We start from the raw sequence: 17,863 nt of genomic DNA on the forward strand, positions 1-17,863 counted from the left end.
TCGTCGTGTACATCGAGTGATTGAAACTTGGTCTCGATCTCTAAGGGAGTTGGCATCAAAGGGCCTAACGTAAAAACAACTGGCGACCACTTACGATAGGCCGCGCAGCGACCAAACGGGCCAGACGGATTTGGGCGTCCGCGTTGACTGACAAGTTAAGACGGCTTTCCGTGAGTTGTAGGCTCCTTTTTCTTTTCGGGTACCAGCCAAGACACCGCAATAACAAGCAGGAGGCACACTGCAAACGTGGCGCTCAACAACACGATAGGTGTGTCGTACGTGCAGACTCGGCCCAATAGTGGCGTAGGCCCGTCGCAGCCCATGAACACCGACCAGAACGCAATGGGCGGTCCCGCAACTAAACCAACAAGAAACTGTAGTGCTCCCCGCACTATTCGTCCTGAGTCTTATGTCGGAGTTGACCGGCGCATAAGCCAGGTGCAACCAGAGGGAGCAGGCGCACCTGTGCATCCGTGTCGAACGATCTGTTAAGGCTCATTGTCACTGCGATTCTCCACATACTGCACACCTCTTGAGTTTGCGCGGTGGAAAGATGATCGACGCCTTAAGCAGTAGAAAAACTGCGATCACAGTCATCACCCAGTCGCGTCTTTCCGAAAGTCCGGTAGAGCCACACGCGCGGCAGTTGGGAACGTCCGGTGGGTACTCCTTCTCCAACGCGGCCTGAAGGTCACCCCGATCGCGTAGCGCAAAGGCAGCTCGCGCCGCATCAATAAATTCGAAGGGCACCATCAATCTAACCCCTCCGAGCATTCGGGACATGGGCCAGTTGGCGGTAACGTGATGCTCATTCTCCAAGAACGCCGGGACTCCTTCGGATTCAAGCAAAGCTCGGCTCACGTGAGCGTCCAACGGACTCACATGCCACTCGGCGACCGCGAATCGAACCTTTGCGCTCATGGGCACTAATGTAAAAATGACCGAACCACCATCACTTGCGGCGGAGCCGCCTTCTTCTGATGGGAATCCGTATAGTTTGGCATGTTATAGCTCAAAGTCTCTCCGCTCCTACAGCTCCGAACTTACCGGGAAGCGCTTCTACAAACAAGCCAAGAAATGGGAAATATTCACCAGTGCACATGAAGCGGATAGCTAACATGCGATTTGACATGCCGAGTGTCGACCAATGCAGTTCAGCTATCGTAGCCAGAAGCGGTCGCACGCCAATGACTGGTAACAGGTAACCGACATTGCGGCCTGTACTCATCCCAAAAGTTATAAATTTCCGCTCTTGGACTGCTTGTGTGGACCTGCTGAACCCGCTGGCATTCGGGCAGCTTCATGCTGGAAGCCGAAATGCGTCTACGAAAGCGGGTGATGTTCACTATGCGTTGAAACGGCTTTGCTTACTCAGTCTTGCCTTGGTTGGCCTGCCACCAGGCCACACAGGCCCGCGCCAATGCGGCAGTGCTGTCCACACACTTCGCGCGCAGAGGGGACTGCACTGCGTCCAGTGCCAGGGGCGTTTCAGTGCAGGCCAGAACCACCGCGCCAGCGCCCTGATTCAACAGGGCCTGAACAGCTTGCTCAATCAGTTGCCCACCTTCCGCGGCCCGACCTGCCTTGACGAGGTCGATGCCGGGCAGGACCAGCGCGTCCATCACATCGGCGTCAGGCAGCAACGGGGTGTAGCCCGCCTGCGTCAATGGTGCATCAAAAATTCTGGCGGCCAGCGTGGCCCGCGTTGCGATGATGCCAATGGGCGCGCCGGCATAGGCCAGTGGCACCAGTTCCGCAACCGACACATCCACAATGCTGATGAAGGGCACCGGGCAACCGGTGAGCAGATCGGCATACCAGAAATGCGCGGTGTTGCAGGGCATGGCCAGTGCGGTCGCACCGGCAGCGATCAGGCGGTCACGCCCGGCCAGCAGCTCTGGCAACGGGGAGCGCCCATGGCCCACGATGGCGGGGGGGCGCGGCGGAATGCGGGGATCGGACTGGATCAGCAGCGGCACATGGTCAGCGTCGCCCTGAACAGGCGTGGCCGCCAGCACCTTGCTGAAGAAATCAAGCGTGGCCAACGGCCCCATGCCGCCCAGAACACCAATCATTTTCACCGCCCTGTGGTTGACATCAACTCGTGGCCATCAGGTAGCCACCCGACAGGAACGCCAGGCCGAGCGTGACCAGAAAGATCATCGCCACAGGTCGCCACCCGAGCTGGCTGACGTCCTGCAGCGACGTTTTCAGGCCCACGCCTGCAATCGCCAGCACCAGAAACGCCTGCGACACATCCGACGCGCCCGACTGGACTGTGCTCGGAAGCCAGCCCGTGCTGTTGAGGAGCATCAGCGCAACAAAGGCGACTGTAAACCACGGCAGCAGCGGCGCCTTGACGGCGCCCCCTTCGCCCGACGAGCGACGACGCACCACAAGCGAGACCAGCACCAGCACGGGCATCAGCAACGCCACCCGCATCAGCTTGGTGATGGTCGCCGCGTCGCCGGCTTCTGGCGAGAGGCTGTAGCCGGCACCGACCACCTGCGCCACATCGTGAATCGTCGCGCCGATGAACTTGCCCGCCATGACCGCATCAAAACCCAGCCACTGCGTGACGAGTGGGTACACCACCATCGCCGCCGTGGAGAGCGTGGTCACGCCGACCACCGTCAAGGTGGTGTCGCGCTCCAGACTGGGGCTTTTGGGCAGCACGCTGGAGATGGCCAGCGCCGCCGATGCGCCGCAGATGGCGGTGGCACCGCCGACCAGCACGCCCAGACTGCTCTCGACCTTGAACAGCCGTGCCAGCAGCAAGCCGAATGCAATCGTCAGGGCGACCGCCACCATCAGCGCGGCCGCCGTTCGCCAGCCGACCGCGACCACGTGGTCAATCGTCAGTCGCAGGCCCAGCAGCGCGACGCCAAGGCGCAACACCGTGCTGGACGCGAACTGAATACCCGCTGCGCAGCGCCTGTCGTCACTGATGAAGTGCAGGGCCAGTCCGAGCAGCAGTGCAAACAGCAGCATGGAGCCCTTGTAGTGGCTGCCGAGAAAGGCTGCGGCCATGGCCACCAGTGCTGTCACCAGCAGGCCAGGGATCAGCGTTTTGGCGTGCTCGAAAGCCGCCACACGCGCCAGCGTTGTCATCGCAACGGGATCAGACCGGCTTCAAGCCACTGAAGGCGTCCATGTAGCCATACAGCGCCACAGAGCCACCGGTGTGCAGGAACACAACGTTCTCGCCCTTCTTGAAATGCCCTTTGCGGCACAAGTCAATCAGGCCGGCCATGCCTTTGCCCGAATACACCGGGTCAAGCAGAATACCTTCGAGGCGCGCCATCATGGTGACCGCCTCCAACATGCCGGGTGTCGGCACACCATATCCGCCGCCCACGTAGTCGCAGTTGGCCATGACGCTCTCGCGCTTGACGCTGCCGGGAACACCCAGCAGCTCAGCGGTTTTGACGGCCAGGTTGTAAACGTTGGTTTCCTGCGCCTCCTTGGGCGCGCGGACACCGATACCCAGAACCGGAATCTGGCTGCGCGTGCCCTCCAGACCCACCACCAGACCCGCCTGCGTGCCAGCGCTGCCGGTGGCGTGGACGACGCAGTCGATGCGCAGATCCTGCGTGTTGAACTGGTTGACCATTTCCAGCGCACAGGTGACATAGCCCAACGCACCAATGGGGTTGGAGCCGCCACCGGGGATGACGTACGGCTTCTGGCCCTTGACACGCAGCTCGTCGGCCAGCTTGGCCATTGCCGCGTTCATGTCGGTACCGCCGGGTACCTCCTGCACTCTTGCGCCGTACAGATGGTCAAGAAAGACGTTGCCCGACTTCTTGTAGTTCTCTACGGTCGAGCCGGTTCGGTCTTCCAGCAGGATCTCGCACTTCATCCCCATCTTGACGGCAATCGCCACTGTCTGGCGTGCGTGGTTCGACTGGGTGGCACCCTGGGTGATGATGGTGTCTGCGCCATGTTTGACGGCATCTGCCATCAGGAACTCCAGTTTGCGGGTTTTGTTGCCGCCTGAGCCCAGACCCGTGCAGTCGTCTCGCTTGATGTACAAGTTGGGGCCGCCCAGCGCTTCTGTGAGACGCGGCAGGAATTCAAGCGGTGTGGGGCCGTGGGTGATGCGGACGCGGGGGAAGTTGGTGAGTTTCATGGTTGCCTTCTTTTTGTGGTTGAAAGTTGGTGGGTGGAGGGGTTCAGTTGGCTGCGGCCAGTGCGCAGGCCACCGCGACGATGCGGCCAATCAGCACGCAGTCGTCGTCAGTCAGTGAAAGAGGGGTGCGCAGATCGAACAGCTGGTTCAGCACGGCCTTGGAGTTCGGAATGTCCGGCTTGCCCTTCATGTAATGCCAGTGCTCGTAATTGCTGGTGAACGCCACGGGCGCAGGGGTGCCGAACCATTTGACGTACAGGCCACGCGCGTTGCACTCCTTCAGAAAGCGCTCGATCTGCGCTGGCGTCAGATCAAGCGTGAACTGGATGGAGCTGGCCACAAACTCTTCCTGGGGCGGGCGCGCCGGCACCGACAGGTGCTCGACCTTGCCCAGCTCGCGCGCGAGCGTCGCATAGATGTGGTTCCAGCGCCGTCCCCGGTCTGCCAGCTGGCTGATCTGCGGGCGCAACAGGCTGGCCGCTAGATTGGACATGCGCATGCTGAAGTTGGGGGTCACGTACTTCCAGCGTTCAAACACTTCGGCTGAAGGCTTCAGGATGTGCTGGTCGTACATCATGTAGCAGCCAGACATCAGGATGGCCTGTGCGGCCACATCGTCGTCGTCCGTCACCAGCAAACCGCCTTCACCGGCGTTGATGTGTTTGTAGGTCTGCGCGCTGTAGCAGCCCACCATCCCCCAGGTGCCGGTGTGCTTTCCGTCCCACTTGGCGCCCATGGTGTGGGCACAGTCCTCAACAACAGCGATGCCGTAGCGGTCGCAAATGGCACGCACGGCCTGCAGGTCTGCGATGTGTCCGCGCATGTGTGAGAGCAGGAACACCTTGGCGCCGCTGGTGGCGGCCTTGCGCTCAAGGTCGGCCAGGTCGGTCAGGTAGTCGGCCGTGGTTTCGACCAGGACGGCTTCAGCGCCGGCATGGGCAATCGCGCCGGGAACTGGCGACAGGGTGAAGGTACAGGTCAACACCTTGTCACCTGGCTTGACACCCAGTGCCCTGAGCGCAATGAACATGGCCGCGCCGCATGAGCTGACCGCCACGCAGTACTTGCTGCCCACGTAGGCGGCATAGTCCTGCTCCAGCAGGGAAGGCTCCGGGTAGCCCGAGCCTTGCTCGCCATAACGGTGGAGCCGGCCGGAGCGCATGAGCGCAACAGCACGTTCAATCGCGTCTTCCGGAATCGGCTCGGGGGTGCTCAGGTCCTTGCCAAACCACAAGCCATCTGGCGTGGCGGGTCTGGCGGATACAGGCAGCGATACAGGCGTCGATACAGCCATGGTTACGTCAGTGTTGATGGCCAGCCAGCGTGCCCAGTTCAAACGAGTCCTGCGGGAAGTACTTTCGCAGCCGGATGTCACCTGTGCGTGCATGGCCTTCCATGCCTTCCAGCCGGGAGATTCTGGCGGCCACCTGCCCGACTTCGCGACTTGCACCGCGGGTCAGCCGCTGGTAGGTGACGGTCTTGATGAACTTGCCCACACTCAAACCGCCGGAGTAACGCGCAGCGCCCCGGGTCGGCAGGATGTGGTTGGGGCCCGAGCACTTGTCACCGTAGGCCACCGTGGTTTCCTCACCCAGAAACAGCGATCCGTAGTTGGTCAGCCTGGCCAGCCACCAGTCGAGGTCTTCGGCAAACACCTGCAGGTGCTCGGGCGCGTACTGGTCGCTGACCTCGACCATCTCTTCGCGGCTGCCCACCAGAACCACCTCGCCATAGTCACGCCAGGCGGCGGTGGCTGCATTGCACGCCAGCTCAGGCAAGGCGGCGATGACCGAGGGCATGATCTCGATGACCTTCATGCCGAGCTCGCGGGATGAGGTGAACAGCCACACCGGGGAGTCGGGGCCATGCTCGGCTTGGCCGGCCAGGTCGGCCGCCACGATGTCCGCGTCCGCCGTCTCATCCGCGATGATCGCGGACTCGGTCGGGCCAGCCACCACATCAATGCCGATGCGGCCAAACAGCGTCCGCTTGGCCTCGGCCACGAAACGGTTACCCGGGCCCACGATCACATCAGCGGGCTTGGGGGAATACAAACCGAAGGCCATGGCCGCAATGCCCTGTACGCCACCGAGGGCCAGAACAGTGTCTGCGCCGCACAGCCTCATGGTGTGCAGGATGGCAGGGTTGACGCCTGCTTCCTTGTGGCCGGGCGATGTCGCCACAATGTTCGGCACACCCGCCACCTTGGCGGTGCACACGCTCATGATGGCCGATGCCGCATGGGCATAGCGCCCCCCGGGCACATAGCAGCCGGCGGTATTGACGGGAATCAGCTTTTGCCCAGCAACCAGTCCGTCGATCAGTTCAACTTCAAACTCGTGCAGCGACTCGCGCTGACGCACCGCGAAGTCCTTGATGCGGGAATACGCAAACGCAATATCGTCCTTGACGCCCTGGGACAATGATCTAGTGGCTTTTGAGAAGTCATCATCGCTCACCACGATCGGGCCATGCCAGCCATCGAAGTCACGCGCGTATTTCTCCACCGCGTCGCGCCCGTTCTTCTGGATGTCCGCGAGCAGGCGCTCAACGGTCTCGGAAGTGACGTTGTCAATCGCCTCCTGCCGCGGCGGCGCTTTCTTCAGATATTCAATCGTCATGGAATGATTTCTTTCAGGGGTTGAACTTAACCGCGACCCTTCCAGGGCACAACGCGTCGCTCCACAAAGCGGACCAGGTGGTCAAAGGCGTAGGCAATCGCAGCAATTACCACAATGCCCATGATGACGACCGGTGTCTGCAAAAACCGTGATGCAGACAACACCATGTAGCCGAGGCCAGAGGTGGCGGCAACCATTTCAGCGGCCACCAGCGTGGTCCACCCAAAGCCGATGCCAACACGCATGGCCGTGAAAATCTCGGGCATGGCCGATGGCAGCACGACCATGCGAATCACCTGCCAACGGGTGGCGCCAAACGAATAGGCTGCGTGAATCTGCTCAATCGCTGCCGACTTCACGCCTGCCCGGGCACCCAGCACCATCGGCGCGAGCACCGACGAGAAGATCAGCAAGACCTTGGACAACTCGTCAATACCAAACCAGATGATCATCAGCGGCAGATAGGCCAGTGGCGGGATCGGACGATAGAACTCGATGGGGGGATCAAAAATGCCGCGTGCGACCGGACTCATCCCCATCGCAATGCCCAGTGGAATGCCGATCACGCAAGCAAGCAGGAACGCCCCGAAGACGCGCAAGGTGCTCACCCAGATGTGCTCCCAGAAACTGGCACCGGTGAAGCCTTCTCTGATAACTTCAAATAAGGCGTCAATCACCCCCATGGGCGAGGGCAGGAACAGCGGCTTGATGTAGCCCGCATACGTGACAAAGGCCCAGAAGGAAATCAGCAGCACGATCACCACCGCGCTGATCCTGAAGCTCTCCCCCTGACCCGGGACGCCGTAGATTTCACCGGGCTTGGCGGGCTTGGCCTTCATCAGGCCACCCAGCATGCCGCTGCCGCTGGTCGGACGGTTGTCATTCATTGTGGGCCTCTGCTTCGTCGGTAAAGATGATCCGCAAGATGGTTTCCCGCAGGGCAATGAACTCTGCGGAGGCCTTGATCTCGCGGGCGTTGCCGGTTTCGAAATAGCGCCGGCTGAATGGCAAGTCGAACACATGCGAAATGCGGCCAGGGCGAGGTGACATGACGATCAACTTAGTGCCCATGAACAGCGCCTCTTCAACGCTGTGCGTGATGAAGAACACCATCTTTCCGGTGTCGCGCCAGACCTTCAGGATCAGCTCCTGCGCACGCTCGCGCGTCAGCGCATCAAGAGCGCCCAGCGGTTCGTCCATCAACAAAATATCGGGGTCGCTGGTCAGCGCGCGCGCAATGCCCACGCGTTGCTGCATGCCACCCGACAGCTCGTAGGTGGCCGATTGTTCAAACTGCTCGAGCCCGAGCAGCCGGATGAAATCCCTGGCGATTTTTTCGCGCTTGTCTTTGTCGTGCCCCTGAATCTTCAGTCCGAACGCCACGTTGTCCAGCACATTCAGCCAGGGCAGCAGCGCGTGCTTCTGGAAAACGACGGAGCGGTCCGCACCAGGGCCGACCACGCCTCTACCCTTGAGGGAAATTTCACCCTCACTGGGCGCCATGAACCCGGCGATCAGATTGAGCAGCGTGGATTTGCCGCAACCCGATGCGCCCAGCGCCACCACGAAGTCCTTCTCATGAATCTCGAGGTTGATGTTCTGGAGCGCGTGTACCGGCGGTTTACCGGCGACCGGATAGAAAACCGACACATTTCGGATGGCAAGTGCAGTCATGGGAAGCCTCAAGGTGGAGGTGTGCAGTGCTGACCTGACCGATGCAGGTCAGCACGTGCGGGACAGCCGTGGGCTTATTTGCCCGCAGCAGCCTTGGCGAACTCAGGGTTGACGAACTGGCCGTAGTCGTCTGCAGTTTTGTTGACCCGACCTGCGCTCTTGAGGAATTCAGCGGTGCCCTTGATGGTTTTGGCTGCGCCGCCACCCATCCAGTTGGCGGACATGGTCAGATCAGCATCGGGGTAAATCGTGCCTTCAAGCATCGGCACGACTGCAGCCGGTGACACACCCACGCTCGCGGCAACGGCTTTGACTTTTGGCGAATCTGCGTTCCATGCGGCCTTGTTCTTGTGGTAGTCCGCATTGATCTCGAACATGGCCTTCAAGAACTTGACCAGGCCGTCGCGGTTTTCAGCGGCGAACTTGTTGTTCGCAACCCATGCGTTGAAAGTATGAAAGCCAGCCGCTTTCGCCACGTCGCCCGCGGTGTACATCACCTTGCCGTTCTCACGCAACTTCGTCTGAACGGGAACCCATACAAAAGCAGCATCAATGGCGTTCTGTGCCCAGGCGGCAGCGATCTCGGCGGGCGACATGCCCAGCACGGTGACGTCTTTTTCAGTAAGTCCATTCATCTTCAGTGCGCCCATGAGCGAGTAGTGGGCTGTGGAGCCGATCGGCACCGCAATACGCTTGCCTTTGAGGTCGGCAGGCTTCTCGATACCCGATCCGTTTCGTGTGACCAGGGCCTCGGAGCTGTCAATGACCTTGCCTGCAGAGACCATCTGATACGGCAATCCAGAGCTCAAGCCGGCGGACAGAGGAGAAGACCCAATTTCAGAAATCTGAATGCCGCCGGAAGCCATGGCCGCGTTGACTTCAGCGCCAGAAGCAAACTGCCGCCATTCAATTTTCCAGCCGGTTGCTTTGTCAAGGCTTCCATCAGCGATGAGTGCCTTGTAGGGAAGCGGATCACCAAAGTGTCCGATCACCACCTTGGTTTGCGCCATGGTTTGCGAAACCATGGTGAGGGTGAAGGCCGTGCCGATGAGCAGTGTTTTAAGCAGGTGTTTCATGTTGTCCATCCATTAAAAGAGGGTGCAGGCGTTATTCGGTTTGAACGAGGCTCACTTGCAAACAAGCATGTGACCTGTGCGGATACTAGGCAAAAGTAGTTTTTCAAAATAGTGCCAGACTGATTTTGTTTTAGTGCCAAAATGAAAACCCCTAGGAAGTTTCGTCGTGCCATTCAAGAATGCACCTGTGAGCTGCCCAAGCGCCTCTGGTCATTCCCTTTGTTGGTGCAGCACGGTCAAAAAGTGCACGGAACGGATGCGTTGACAGGATCAAAGCATGAGACAGAAGCAGGAGATCACGGGAATATGGGCCAAGCTGTTTCCCCAGTTCTCGGGGAGCAGCACCACCCTGCAAGGCCGGGTCAAGGAAATGATGGTGCATTCCATCTTGATGGGTCTGGTGCCTGCGGGCGCAAAGGTGCCCACCAGCCGTGCGCTGGCCAGTGCCCTTGGGTTGTCGCGCAACACGGTGTCACTGGCACTGCAGGTACTGGTGGACAAAGGATTCCTGATCGCGGCCCCCCGAAGTGGTCTGGTGGTCAATGGCGACATCCTGCTGGGGCAGGCGGTCCAGTCGTCGCCCCAGGAGCCCACGCCCAGCGGCCTGCAGTGGAATGCACGACTGGTTTCCCGTGTGGGCCATCAGCGCAACATCGTCAAGCCCGCCAACTGGCAGGAGTTCACTTACCCATTTGTCTATGGGCAGTTTGATCCCGGGCTGGTTCCACTGAGGGACTGGCGCGCCTGCGCGCACCAGGCCCTGTTTGTTCCTGCCGTCAGAAAGTGGGCACAAGACCACATCAACCGCGACTCCGAGGCCTTGCTGGACCAGATTCAGCATCGGCTCCTGCCCGCGCGCGGCATCATGGCCAAGCGTGATGAGATATTGGTGACGGCGGGCGCGCAAATGGCCTGCTACCTGCTGGCCAATGTGCTGCTGGACCGCAACACGGTGGTAGGCATCGAAGACCCTGGTTACCCGGATGCCCGCAACAATTTTTTACTGCGCACTGATCACGTCAAGGCGCTGCCGATTGACGCGGATGGCCTGCTCCCGTCGCGCGCCATGGGCCAATGCGCCTATGTCTACGTCACGCCCAGCCACCAGTGCCCGACCACAGTCACCATGCCGCTGGCACGCCGGCAGGAAATCCTGGCGCTGGCCAAGAAGCGTGACGTGGTGCTGTTTGAAGATGACCATGAGAGCGAGCTGAACTTTTCTGGCCGGCCGCTGCCCGCACTGAAAAGCCTGGACACGGACGGGCGCGTGATTTACCTCGGCAGCCTGTCGAAAACCCTGGCACATGGTCTGCGTATCGGCTACATCGTGGCTCCGGCTGAACTGATACGCGAGCTGCGTGCCTTGCGGCGCCTCATCATCCGGCACACGCCGGCCAACAACTCCCATACGGCCAGCCTGTTCATCGCGCAAGGTCATCACGATGCGTTTATCCGCAAACTGAACGTGACCTACCGGGAGCGGCGTGAGTTGCTGAACAATGCATTTGCCAAACACCTTCCCGAATTTCAAATCATGCCGTCACAAGGCGGCTCAGGTGCGTGGATCAAGGGGCCCGACGGATTGAATGCACAGACACTGGCCGAGAAGTGTGCTACGCGCGGTGTTCTGATAGAGCCCGGCGACATCTTCTTCAGAAAATCGTCACCGGCAAGTCAGGCGCATCTGCGTCTGGGCTATGCCGCCATTCCCGGCAACCTGATTGAAGCAGGGGTGCAAGAGCTGGCAAAGGCATACCACTCGACTTAGCTTCAAGCGACCTGGCTTCAAGTGGCTTTCATAATCGACTGCGCCAACCTCACCAAACCCATGTCACTGCCCGCCGGGCCCAGCAACGACAGACCCAGCGGCGCGCCGAGGCGTTGACCCAGCGGCAGCGATATCTGCGGAAAGCCCGACAGGCCGGCCAGGCACAACATTTGAATCGAGCGGTTGCGATAGCTTTCCAGCCTGTCGCCGCTATCACTGATCAACGGCGCAATGTCAGCGACGGTGGGCATGACCAGCACGCCATCGCTTCCCAGCAAGTCGGTCAGATGCTTTTTGAACCGCTCCCGGTAAGAAGTCGCTGCAGCAAGTTGTGCGTCGGTCACCGTTTTTGACCACGCAAAGCGCTCTGCAATGCCGGGGCCCAGCGGCGGGCAATAGCGCTCGATGAACGGGCCGTTGACCACCCACGCCTCATGTCCCTGTATGTAGCGAAAGCTCCAATAGGCGGTGTCGGGGTCGTCGAGGAAGACCCGTGTTTCTGCCGCCTTTCCGAGCGCCGCCTCGACACGAGCCAAGGGGGCGGCTTGCGCTGTGAGCACTTCGTCGTCCAGCATGGCCCAGATGTCGAGCGGCTTGAGCAACCGGAAGCTGGTTGGCAGGGGGGCTGTGTCTTCGCCCAGCAAAACAGCCGAGACGCGGGTGAACGTGTCGACATCACGCGCAAAGTAACCGCAGGTGTCCAGGCTGGGCGACAAGTCCAGCACACCGTCCAGGCTGATGCGCCCATGCGTGGGGCGAATCCCGTACAAGCCGCAGTGGTTGGCCGGGGCGCGGACGGAGCCCCCCGTATCGCTGCCCAAGGCAAAGTCACACAAGTTGTTTGATACCGCCGAGGCCGAGCCCGACGACGACCCGCCCGCTATGCGGCCAGCCGCTGCGCCGTTGATCGGTGCGCCAAAGTGCGCGTTGTTGCCGTTCATCGAGAACGCAAGCTCGTCAGTCACGGTTTTACCGACAAACCTTGCGCCGGCATACAGCAATTTCTGGACAGCGGGTGCGGTTTTGGTCTTGATACCCGACATGGCTAGGACCAGCGGCTGACCGCCACCGGTGGGGTAACCGGCGACGTCGAAAAGATCTTTCACGCCAAAGCTGAGCCCAGCCAGAGTTCCAGCCGGTGCGTGGGGTACAGGCACATCGGGGTAAGGTAAAAAGGCGTGAGCAGTATCGTCAATAAACGGCATGGTTTCTTTCTGAAGATGTCGGAACAGTCTAAGAGTTTTAGGAAAGACAGGCATTGAGGATCACAAGCGCTAGTACCGCGCTTACTCAGTCCGAGTAGTGGTCTGCCGAGTGTCTACCGTCGGCTTCGCTGCATAGACGACCTCAGTCTGCGCACCTCATTTTTAACAGAACAGACTCCCGCTTCGCGGTAAGAAATGCAGAGGTAGCAATGACCGCCTTGTGTCGTTGAAGGGAGCTGGCCAACGGCTGGTTTCGGGCCAGAAGCGGACATTGGCGAGTGACCGTTATCAGGTAGCCAAATTTCACGGGACTGATTTCTGCTGCTCTACCGCTGAAGGTAACCGGACTGCAACCTCTGCGGCGAAGCCTCCTCCCGCAGTTGTAGTTCAGTGTTGGCCGGCTTGCGGGCGACGATGAAGACACGGAAGTCGTTCCCACGTGTTCCATGTCGTTCGACCGCCACGATCTCCATGCCCTGCCGGGTGATGGCCGACTGCAGTGCACTCCCGTTGAAGCAAAGAACATGGGGTGCCTTGCCGATGAGGCGCATCAGCGGCAACGCCAGGTAAGGGATGAGTGGATTCATCTCGGCAATGCACGGAGTCTTGGAGATGAATAATCCTCCCGGCCGCAAAGCCTGCATCGCCAATGCTAGCGAGTGGTCAAGATCGCTCACCAAGTGCAGCAGGTTAAAGGCAAGAGCGGCGTCGTAGGCACCGTCTCCAAATGCTGGCGTGTCCGCGTCAGCCAAACTAAAGCTTAGCTCGGGCACGCTCTGACCTGCCAGCTTTTCTCGAGCGATGGCGATCATATTGGGTGAGACGTCGGTCGCTAGCAGGCTGCGAGTCGAGGGTGCCAAGCGCAGTGCGGTGGTGCCAGTGCCGCAGCCAATTTCCAACACATCCTGATCGTCAGACAGGAAGCTACGCACTCGTTGCAGTGTTGCCTCGTACCCCGCCATGTCCGCAATCGGATCTGCCGCGTATTTGTGCGCGATGCGGTCCCAGAAAATAGCATTGCGGTTGGCTGGCGCATTTGCTTCTGAAGGGAGGGCAGCGGTGGCAACGGGATCGTTCGGTCGGCTAGGCATGTCGGGAAGAGTAGTTGTTATCCAATGAAGCAGCCCGAGATACTATCCATGCACAGGATCGCAGGCAATGGCGATCAACTGCAGTGAACATATACATTTACGCATGCATCAGCTCGACTGAAATCAACTTGGGGCGTGCTTAGAGACTGTCGAAGCCGACACTCTTTCGGTAACTGCTCGCAAGCTGGGCTTGACTCAAGCCACGGGTCAGACTTCAGCACAATTCAACAGCTGAGCCTTTCCGATTTATCTACTACGCAGGCACTCACCCAGTGCCTTGCGGGCTGTGATGCCATCTTTCCAGCTCATCCGAAAGACTTCCTTGCCTTCTGAGGCAATTGCAAAGTCTTGCTTGTCCTCCATGCCAGCCAACGCTGCTTTCATGCTTGTGACAGCAAAGATAAGCGTGCCGTAGTCGCGCATTTCCTGACTTGCGGGTGGGTTGAAGACTTTAATGACGGCAGGTTGTTCGCCGGACTGTGTGAGCGTCACTGTCAATTCGGTGAGAGCTTTCGGCTTGGGAATATTCTTCCCCATGAAGACGAGCAGACCACCTTCCCAACTTTTATCGAAACCGCTCAAAGTAATGACGCCGTCAAGATTTACGTGACTCGCCGCACAAAACTCCCCGGGGCCGGCTGATTGTCGTGCCTGATAGTTGTCCCAGTACCCGTTAGCGAGCCGGGCGAGAACCGGGTCGCGACGAAGTTTTTCCATGATTTCGTAGTCTCTATTTCGAGCTTCAAGCTGCTTTTTCTGTTCTGGTGTGAGCTTGGCTGCATAGTCCGTTGTGAAATAGTGGGTAGGGCCGTCGCGAGTGCCACTGCTTATGCGCCGCTGAACATCACGCTGGAACTCTTCGGTCACTCTGGCGCTTAGTACTGCGTTCATGTCCCTTTGGGACTGGGCGGCCACATTTGCCGACCATAAGCCTGCCAAGAGGATGACTGCGAGCCCATAAGACCTACAGGCTCCAAGATTCGCCGAACCCGCAATATTGCTCAACATGTCAGTCAACCCTCTGAGAGGTAGAAATCAATCAATTTGATACTCGAACATCACCCCAAGAGCCGCAGCGCCTTGGTTGTAAACAGCAAGATCGATTTTGCAGGCCACCCTACGGGGCTGGGCTTGGCGCTGAGACAACGCTTGTTGCTCGGCACCACTGCGTAAATTTTTCCCAGTGGAGACTCCGATTGCACCCTCAGCTGTCACGATGGTGACCCATCGTGTTTCCCACTTGGGCGCCGGCTTCGAGGCACGATCTACTCGTACGCGGATTTGACGCCCCTCCAGTACGATCAACAAGAACAACACCCTTCTATCGAAGTATTGACTTGGCTGATATCCAGTCGAGGATACTAGCCATGCGCGGCATCGCTCGCAATGGCGATAAATTGCAGTGAACATATACATCTACGCATGAATCAACTCGATTGGAATCAGCTAAAGGCGTTCCTTGAGACAGCCGAAGCCGGGACGCTGTCGGCAGCTGCTCGCAAGTTGGGCCTGACTCAGCCTACGCTGAGTCGCCAGGTCGCGGCGATCGAAGAGAGCATGGGCGTGACGCTGTTCGAGCGGGTTGGCAAGACCATGGCGCTTACGCCCACTGGACTGGAACTCCTGGAGCATGCGCGCGCTATGGGTGCAGCAGCCGAAGCACTGGGACTGGCAGCAACAGGCCGATCGCAGGCGGTTGGTGGCGTGGTTTCGGTCTCGGCCACCGACCCCGTTGCCGCATATCTGTTGCCGCCCCTGGTGCGGCGCCTACGAGAGCAGGAGCCGAACATTGCGATTGAAGTGATCTCGTCTAACGCATTCAGCGACCTGCTGCGTCGCGAGGCCGATATCGCCATTCGCCACGTCAAGCCGGAGCAGCCAGAACTGATCGCACGATTGATTCGCGAGGCTTCCGCCAGCTTCTATGCCTCTAAAGATTGGGTGCGAGTTCACGGCCATCCGCGCAGTCCTGAAGATGCGGCACACCTTCCTTTTGTGGGCTCTGATCGCTCAGGGCAGTTTCTGGGCTACCTGCGCCAGCACGGCCTCCTATTGAGCGAGGCAAACTTTAGCTGCTACGCGGACCACTCGGTCGCCCACTGGCCTCTGGTTTGCGAAGGCATGGGTATTGGCGTCATGATGGACGAGATTGGGCTCCGCACGCCTGGCGTTGTCCGGGTACTCGACGAGGTACCGACCTTGCGCTTCCCAATCTGGCTGGTCAGCCACCGCGAACTGCGCACCTCGCCACGAATCCGAGTCGTGTTTGATGCGCTGGCGCAGGGTTTGGCTTGAGTTGGTGCCATCAAGCATGTTGCGCGATGGCGAGCAAACAAACGCCTAGTTCGCGGAAGGCACCGACACAACAACCGCTTTCGGGCCAATTGCGGACGGTCAGGAACGTCCGGTAGGCGGAAGTTGAAATATGTCTAAGAAAGCGGGTCAAGTCCAGAGCCAATCTTGCGTTCGTTGCTGTTGATCAAATCAGGAGCCAAATTCTGATAAGGTCATTTTTAAAGTAACAACACTGCTGTGACTGCTCGAAGGCTGACGTTCCCTGTTTCTCACCATAATGCCAAGTGAAGTGAAAGTTTTGGTTGCTTCGCCCGACCAACTAGCATTTACCGCACTGCAAAGGCACACCATGAACCGACGATTCACTCTCTCCCTGTTGGGCCTGCTTGGCCTTGGGCAGCATGTATCCGCGCAAGGCCCAAGCGCCCCGGGCGGCATTGTTCCTCTCAAGCTGTCTGATGCCGAATGGCAAAAACGTCTGATGCCGACGCAGTACCAAGTGTTGCGCCAGGAGGGTACCGAACGCGCCCACACCAGCCCTTTGAACGCCGAGAAACGCAAAGGAACTTACCACTGCGCTGGCTGTGACTTGGCCCTGTTTGAATCCGCCACGAAATACGACAGCGGCACCGGGTGGCCCAGTTTCTTCGATTTCATCCCCGGAACATTGCAAACGAAGACCGATTTCAAATTGATCTATCCCCGCAAGGAGTACCACTGCGCCCGCTGTGGCGGACACCACAGCCATGTGTTTACCGACGGACCCAAGCCAACCGGATTGCGTTACTGCAACAACGGGGTTGCACTGAAGTTTGTGGTGGCTACATGAACAATCTCATACAAACCATACGTTCATTGGCGGCACTGCTCACCGTGTCCGTCGCTGTCACGGTGCTGGCTCAAACACCACCAGCCGGCGGCACTGCTGTGCCCGCCACGGCAAAGGCTGTCTTTGCAGGTGGATGTTTCTGGTGTGTCGAGTCCGACTTTGACAAGGTGCCTGGCGTGCTTTCAACCACATCCGGTTATACGGGCGGGCGCACCTTGAACCCCACGTACCAACAGGTCTCGTCGAACAAAACCGGGCATACCGAAGTGGTAGAGATCGTGTTCGATCCTGCCAAAGTGAGCTATGAACAATTGGTAGAGCGCTTCTGGCGCACCATAGACCCCACCACCAAAGACCAGCAGTTCTGCGACCGGGGAAGCCCTTACCGCAGCGCGATTTTCGCCGTCAATGCCGAGCAACTCAAAGTTGCACAGGCATCTAAAGCGGCATTAGAGAAATCCAAACCATTCAAAGAACCTGTCGTGACCGAGGTGCTGATGGCAAGCACTTTTTATCCGGCAGAAGACTACCACCAGGACTATTACAAGAAAAACCCCGTGCGCTACAAGTACTACCGCACCAGTTGCGGCCGCGATGCCCGTCTGCAGCAGCTCTGGGGCGACAAGGCTGCACGTTAGTTCATCCAAAAGTCAAAAGTGTTGGCATGAAGACCAAACATCTTGTCATGCCTGCTTACCAACGACAGCTTTGCAGCGATAAGGGCTCCAATCCCTAGGGCCGAAGTTGCGGCAAAGCAGCGCTCTGCCAAGTTCACTCATCACCGCAAACGGATGACTGCTTTATGGCAATGCGTTAGATAGTCTGTAATTCCGCTTTGTCTCGATAGCAGCCTTAAGGTAACAAGTCGAATAAGCTCGCCAATAAATCTGGACAAGAGGCTCAGGGGCCAGATCAATTTCCGTCACTTATAGGACTTTTCGATCAGCTGCTCCACCTTGAAATCAGACAAAGTCTTCCCGTCCATGCTCACGATCCCCCCAGACGAGGCCACGGCATCACTGTCTGTTGATTTCCAGATGAAATTGACCCCTTTGAGCTGAGTTTTTTCATCGAAATTTGACCCCTTGAGTAAAGTTTCCTGCTTACTTTTTAAGCAGGAGGGACCAAGGAGTGATCAAAGTGGGAACACTGGCAAAGATCCGGCGGCTGCA

15 protein-coding genes are annotated in these 17,863 nt (G+C 58.9%); 4 read left to right on the top strand and 11 right to left on the bottom strand.

Translation table 11 applies throughout. The annotated features are described in order from the left end of the window. Positions 1-1,367: 1,367 nt before the first annotated feature. From AAG793_RS15500 to AAG793_RS15535, 8 genes are all read right to left on the bottom strand, one after another. Positions 1,368-2,075 carry an amino acid racemase gene (locus AAG793_RS15500; RefSeq protein WP_341909795.1) on the bottom strand — a complete coding sequence of 236 codons (708 nt, stop codon included), beginning with the start codon at positions 2,073-2,075 and terminating at the stop codon, positions 1,368-1,370. Between the two features lie 22 nt (positions 2,076-2,097). Beyond that, the gene (locus AAG793_RS15505) at positions 2,098-3,111 is read right to left on the bottom strand and encodes a putative sulfate exporter family transporter (protein WP_341909797.1); all 1,014 of its coding nucleotides are present in this window, start codon (positions 3,109-3,111) and stop codon (positions 2,098-2,100) included. Between the two features lie 10 nt (positions 3,112-3,121). Beyond that, a complete protein-coding gene (locus AAG793_RS15510; protein WP_341909799.1) occupies positions 3,122-4,132 on the bottom strand; it encodes a D-cysteine desulfhydrase in 1,011 nt (336 codons plus the stop codon). A gap of 43 nt (positions 4,133-4,175) precedes the next feature. Continuing rightward, entirely contained in the window at positions 4,176-5,426 is a 1,251-nt protein-coding gene (locus AAG793_RS15515; RefSeq protein ID WP_341909802.1) for an aminotransferase class I/II-fold pyridoxal phosphate-dependent enzyme, read from the bottom strand. Between the two features lie 7 nt (positions 5,427-5,433). After that, the gene (hisD, locus tag AAG793_RS15520) at positions 5,434-6,753 is read right to left on the bottom strand and encodes a histidinol dehydrogenase (RefSeq protein ID WP_341909804.1); all 1,320 of its coding nucleotides are present in this window, start codon (positions 6,751-6,753) and stop codon (positions 5,434-5,436) included. 26 nt (positions 6,754-6,779) lie between these two features. Then, on the bottom strand, positions 6,780-7,607 hold the full coding sequence (locus AAG793_RS15525) for an ABC transporter permease subunit (protein WP_341909827.1): 828 nt from the start codon (positions 7,605-7,607) through the stop codon (positions 6,780-6,782). Between the two features lie 25 nt (positions 7,608-7,632). Then, positions 7,633-8,427: an ATP-binding cassette domain-containing protein gene (locus AAG793_RS15530; protein ID WP_341909806.1), complete on the bottom strand. Its 795-nt coding sequence runs from the start codon at positions 8,425-8,427 to the stop codon at positions 7,633-7,635. A gap of 74 nt (positions 8,428-8,501) precedes the next feature. Next, positions 8,502-9,503 (bottom strand): ABC transporter substrate-binding protein, encoded by a 1,002-nt coding sequence (locus AAG793_RS15535; protein ID WP_341909808.1) that lies wholly within the window; start codon positions 9,501-9,503, stop codon positions 8,502-8,504. A 277-nt stretch (positions 9,504-9,780) separates the two neighbouring features. Between AAG793_RS15535 and AAG793_RS15540 the strand changes: the two genes are divergently transcribed. Further along, complete coding sequence (locus tag AAG793_RS15540) at positions 9,781-11,271, top strand: PLP-dependent aminotransferase family protein (protein ID WP_341909811.1); 1,491 nt, start codon at positions 9,781-9,783, stop codon at positions 11,269-11,271. A gap of 17 nt (positions 11,272-11,288) precedes the next feature. Here the strand turns inward: AAG793_RS15540 and AAG793_RS15545 are convergent, their stop codons facing one another. From AAG793_RS15545 to AAG793_RS15555, 3 genes are all read right to left on the bottom strand, one after another. Continuing rightward, positions 11,289-12,476, bottom strand: coding sequence for an amidase (locus AAG793_RS15545; protein ID WP_341909813.1), 1,188 nt, complete (start codon positions 12,474-12,476; stop codon positions 11,289-11,291). A gap of 326 nt (positions 12,477-12,802) precedes the next feature. Further along, positions 12,803-13,567, bottom strand: coding sequence for a class I SAM-dependent methyltransferase (locus AAG793_RS15550; protein WP_341909815.1), 765 nt, complete (start codon positions 13,565-13,567; stop codon positions 12,803-12,805). Positions 13,568-13,813: 246 nt separating this feature from the next. After that, a complete protein-coding gene (locus AAG793_RS15555) occupies positions 13,814-14,575 on the bottom strand; it encodes a hypothetical protein (protein ID WP_341909817.1) in 762 nt (253 codons plus the stop codon). Positions 14,576-14,989: 414 nt separating this feature from the next. On the opposite strand from AAG793_RS15555, the gene AAG793_RS15560 reads away from it, so the two are divergent. The 3 genes from AAG793_RS15560 (at position 14,990) to msrA (ending at position 17,329) form a co-directional block, all read left to right on the top strand. Beyond that, positions 14,990-15,862, top strand: coding sequence for a LysR family transcriptional regulator (locus AAG793_RS15560; RefSeq protein ID WP_341909819.1), 873 nt, complete (start codon positions 14,990-14,992; stop codon positions 15,860-15,862). 349 nt (positions 15,863-16,211) lie between these two features. Next, complete coding sequence (msrB, locus tag AAG793_RS15565) at positions 16,212-16,691, top strand: peptide-methionine (R)-S-oxide reductase MsrB (RefSeq protein ID WP_341909821.1); 480 nt, start codon at positions 16,212-16,214, stop codon at positions 16,689-16,691. Then, positions 16,688-17,329, top strand: coding sequence for a peptide-methionine (S)-S-oxide reductase MsrA (gene msrA / locus AAG793_RS15570; RefSeq protein ID WP_341909823.1), 642 nt, complete (start codon positions 16,688-16,690; stop codon positions 17,327-17,329). Before msrB ends, msrA begins: the two co-directional genes overlap by 4 nt. Positions 17,330-17,863 lie beyond the last annotated feature (534 nt).

Origin of the sequence: Polaromonas sp. YR568 (assembly GCF_943372955.1) — a bacterium.
Classification (GTDB): Bacteria; Pseudomonadota; Gammaproteobacteria; order Burkholderiales; family Burkholderiaceae_C; genus Polaromonas.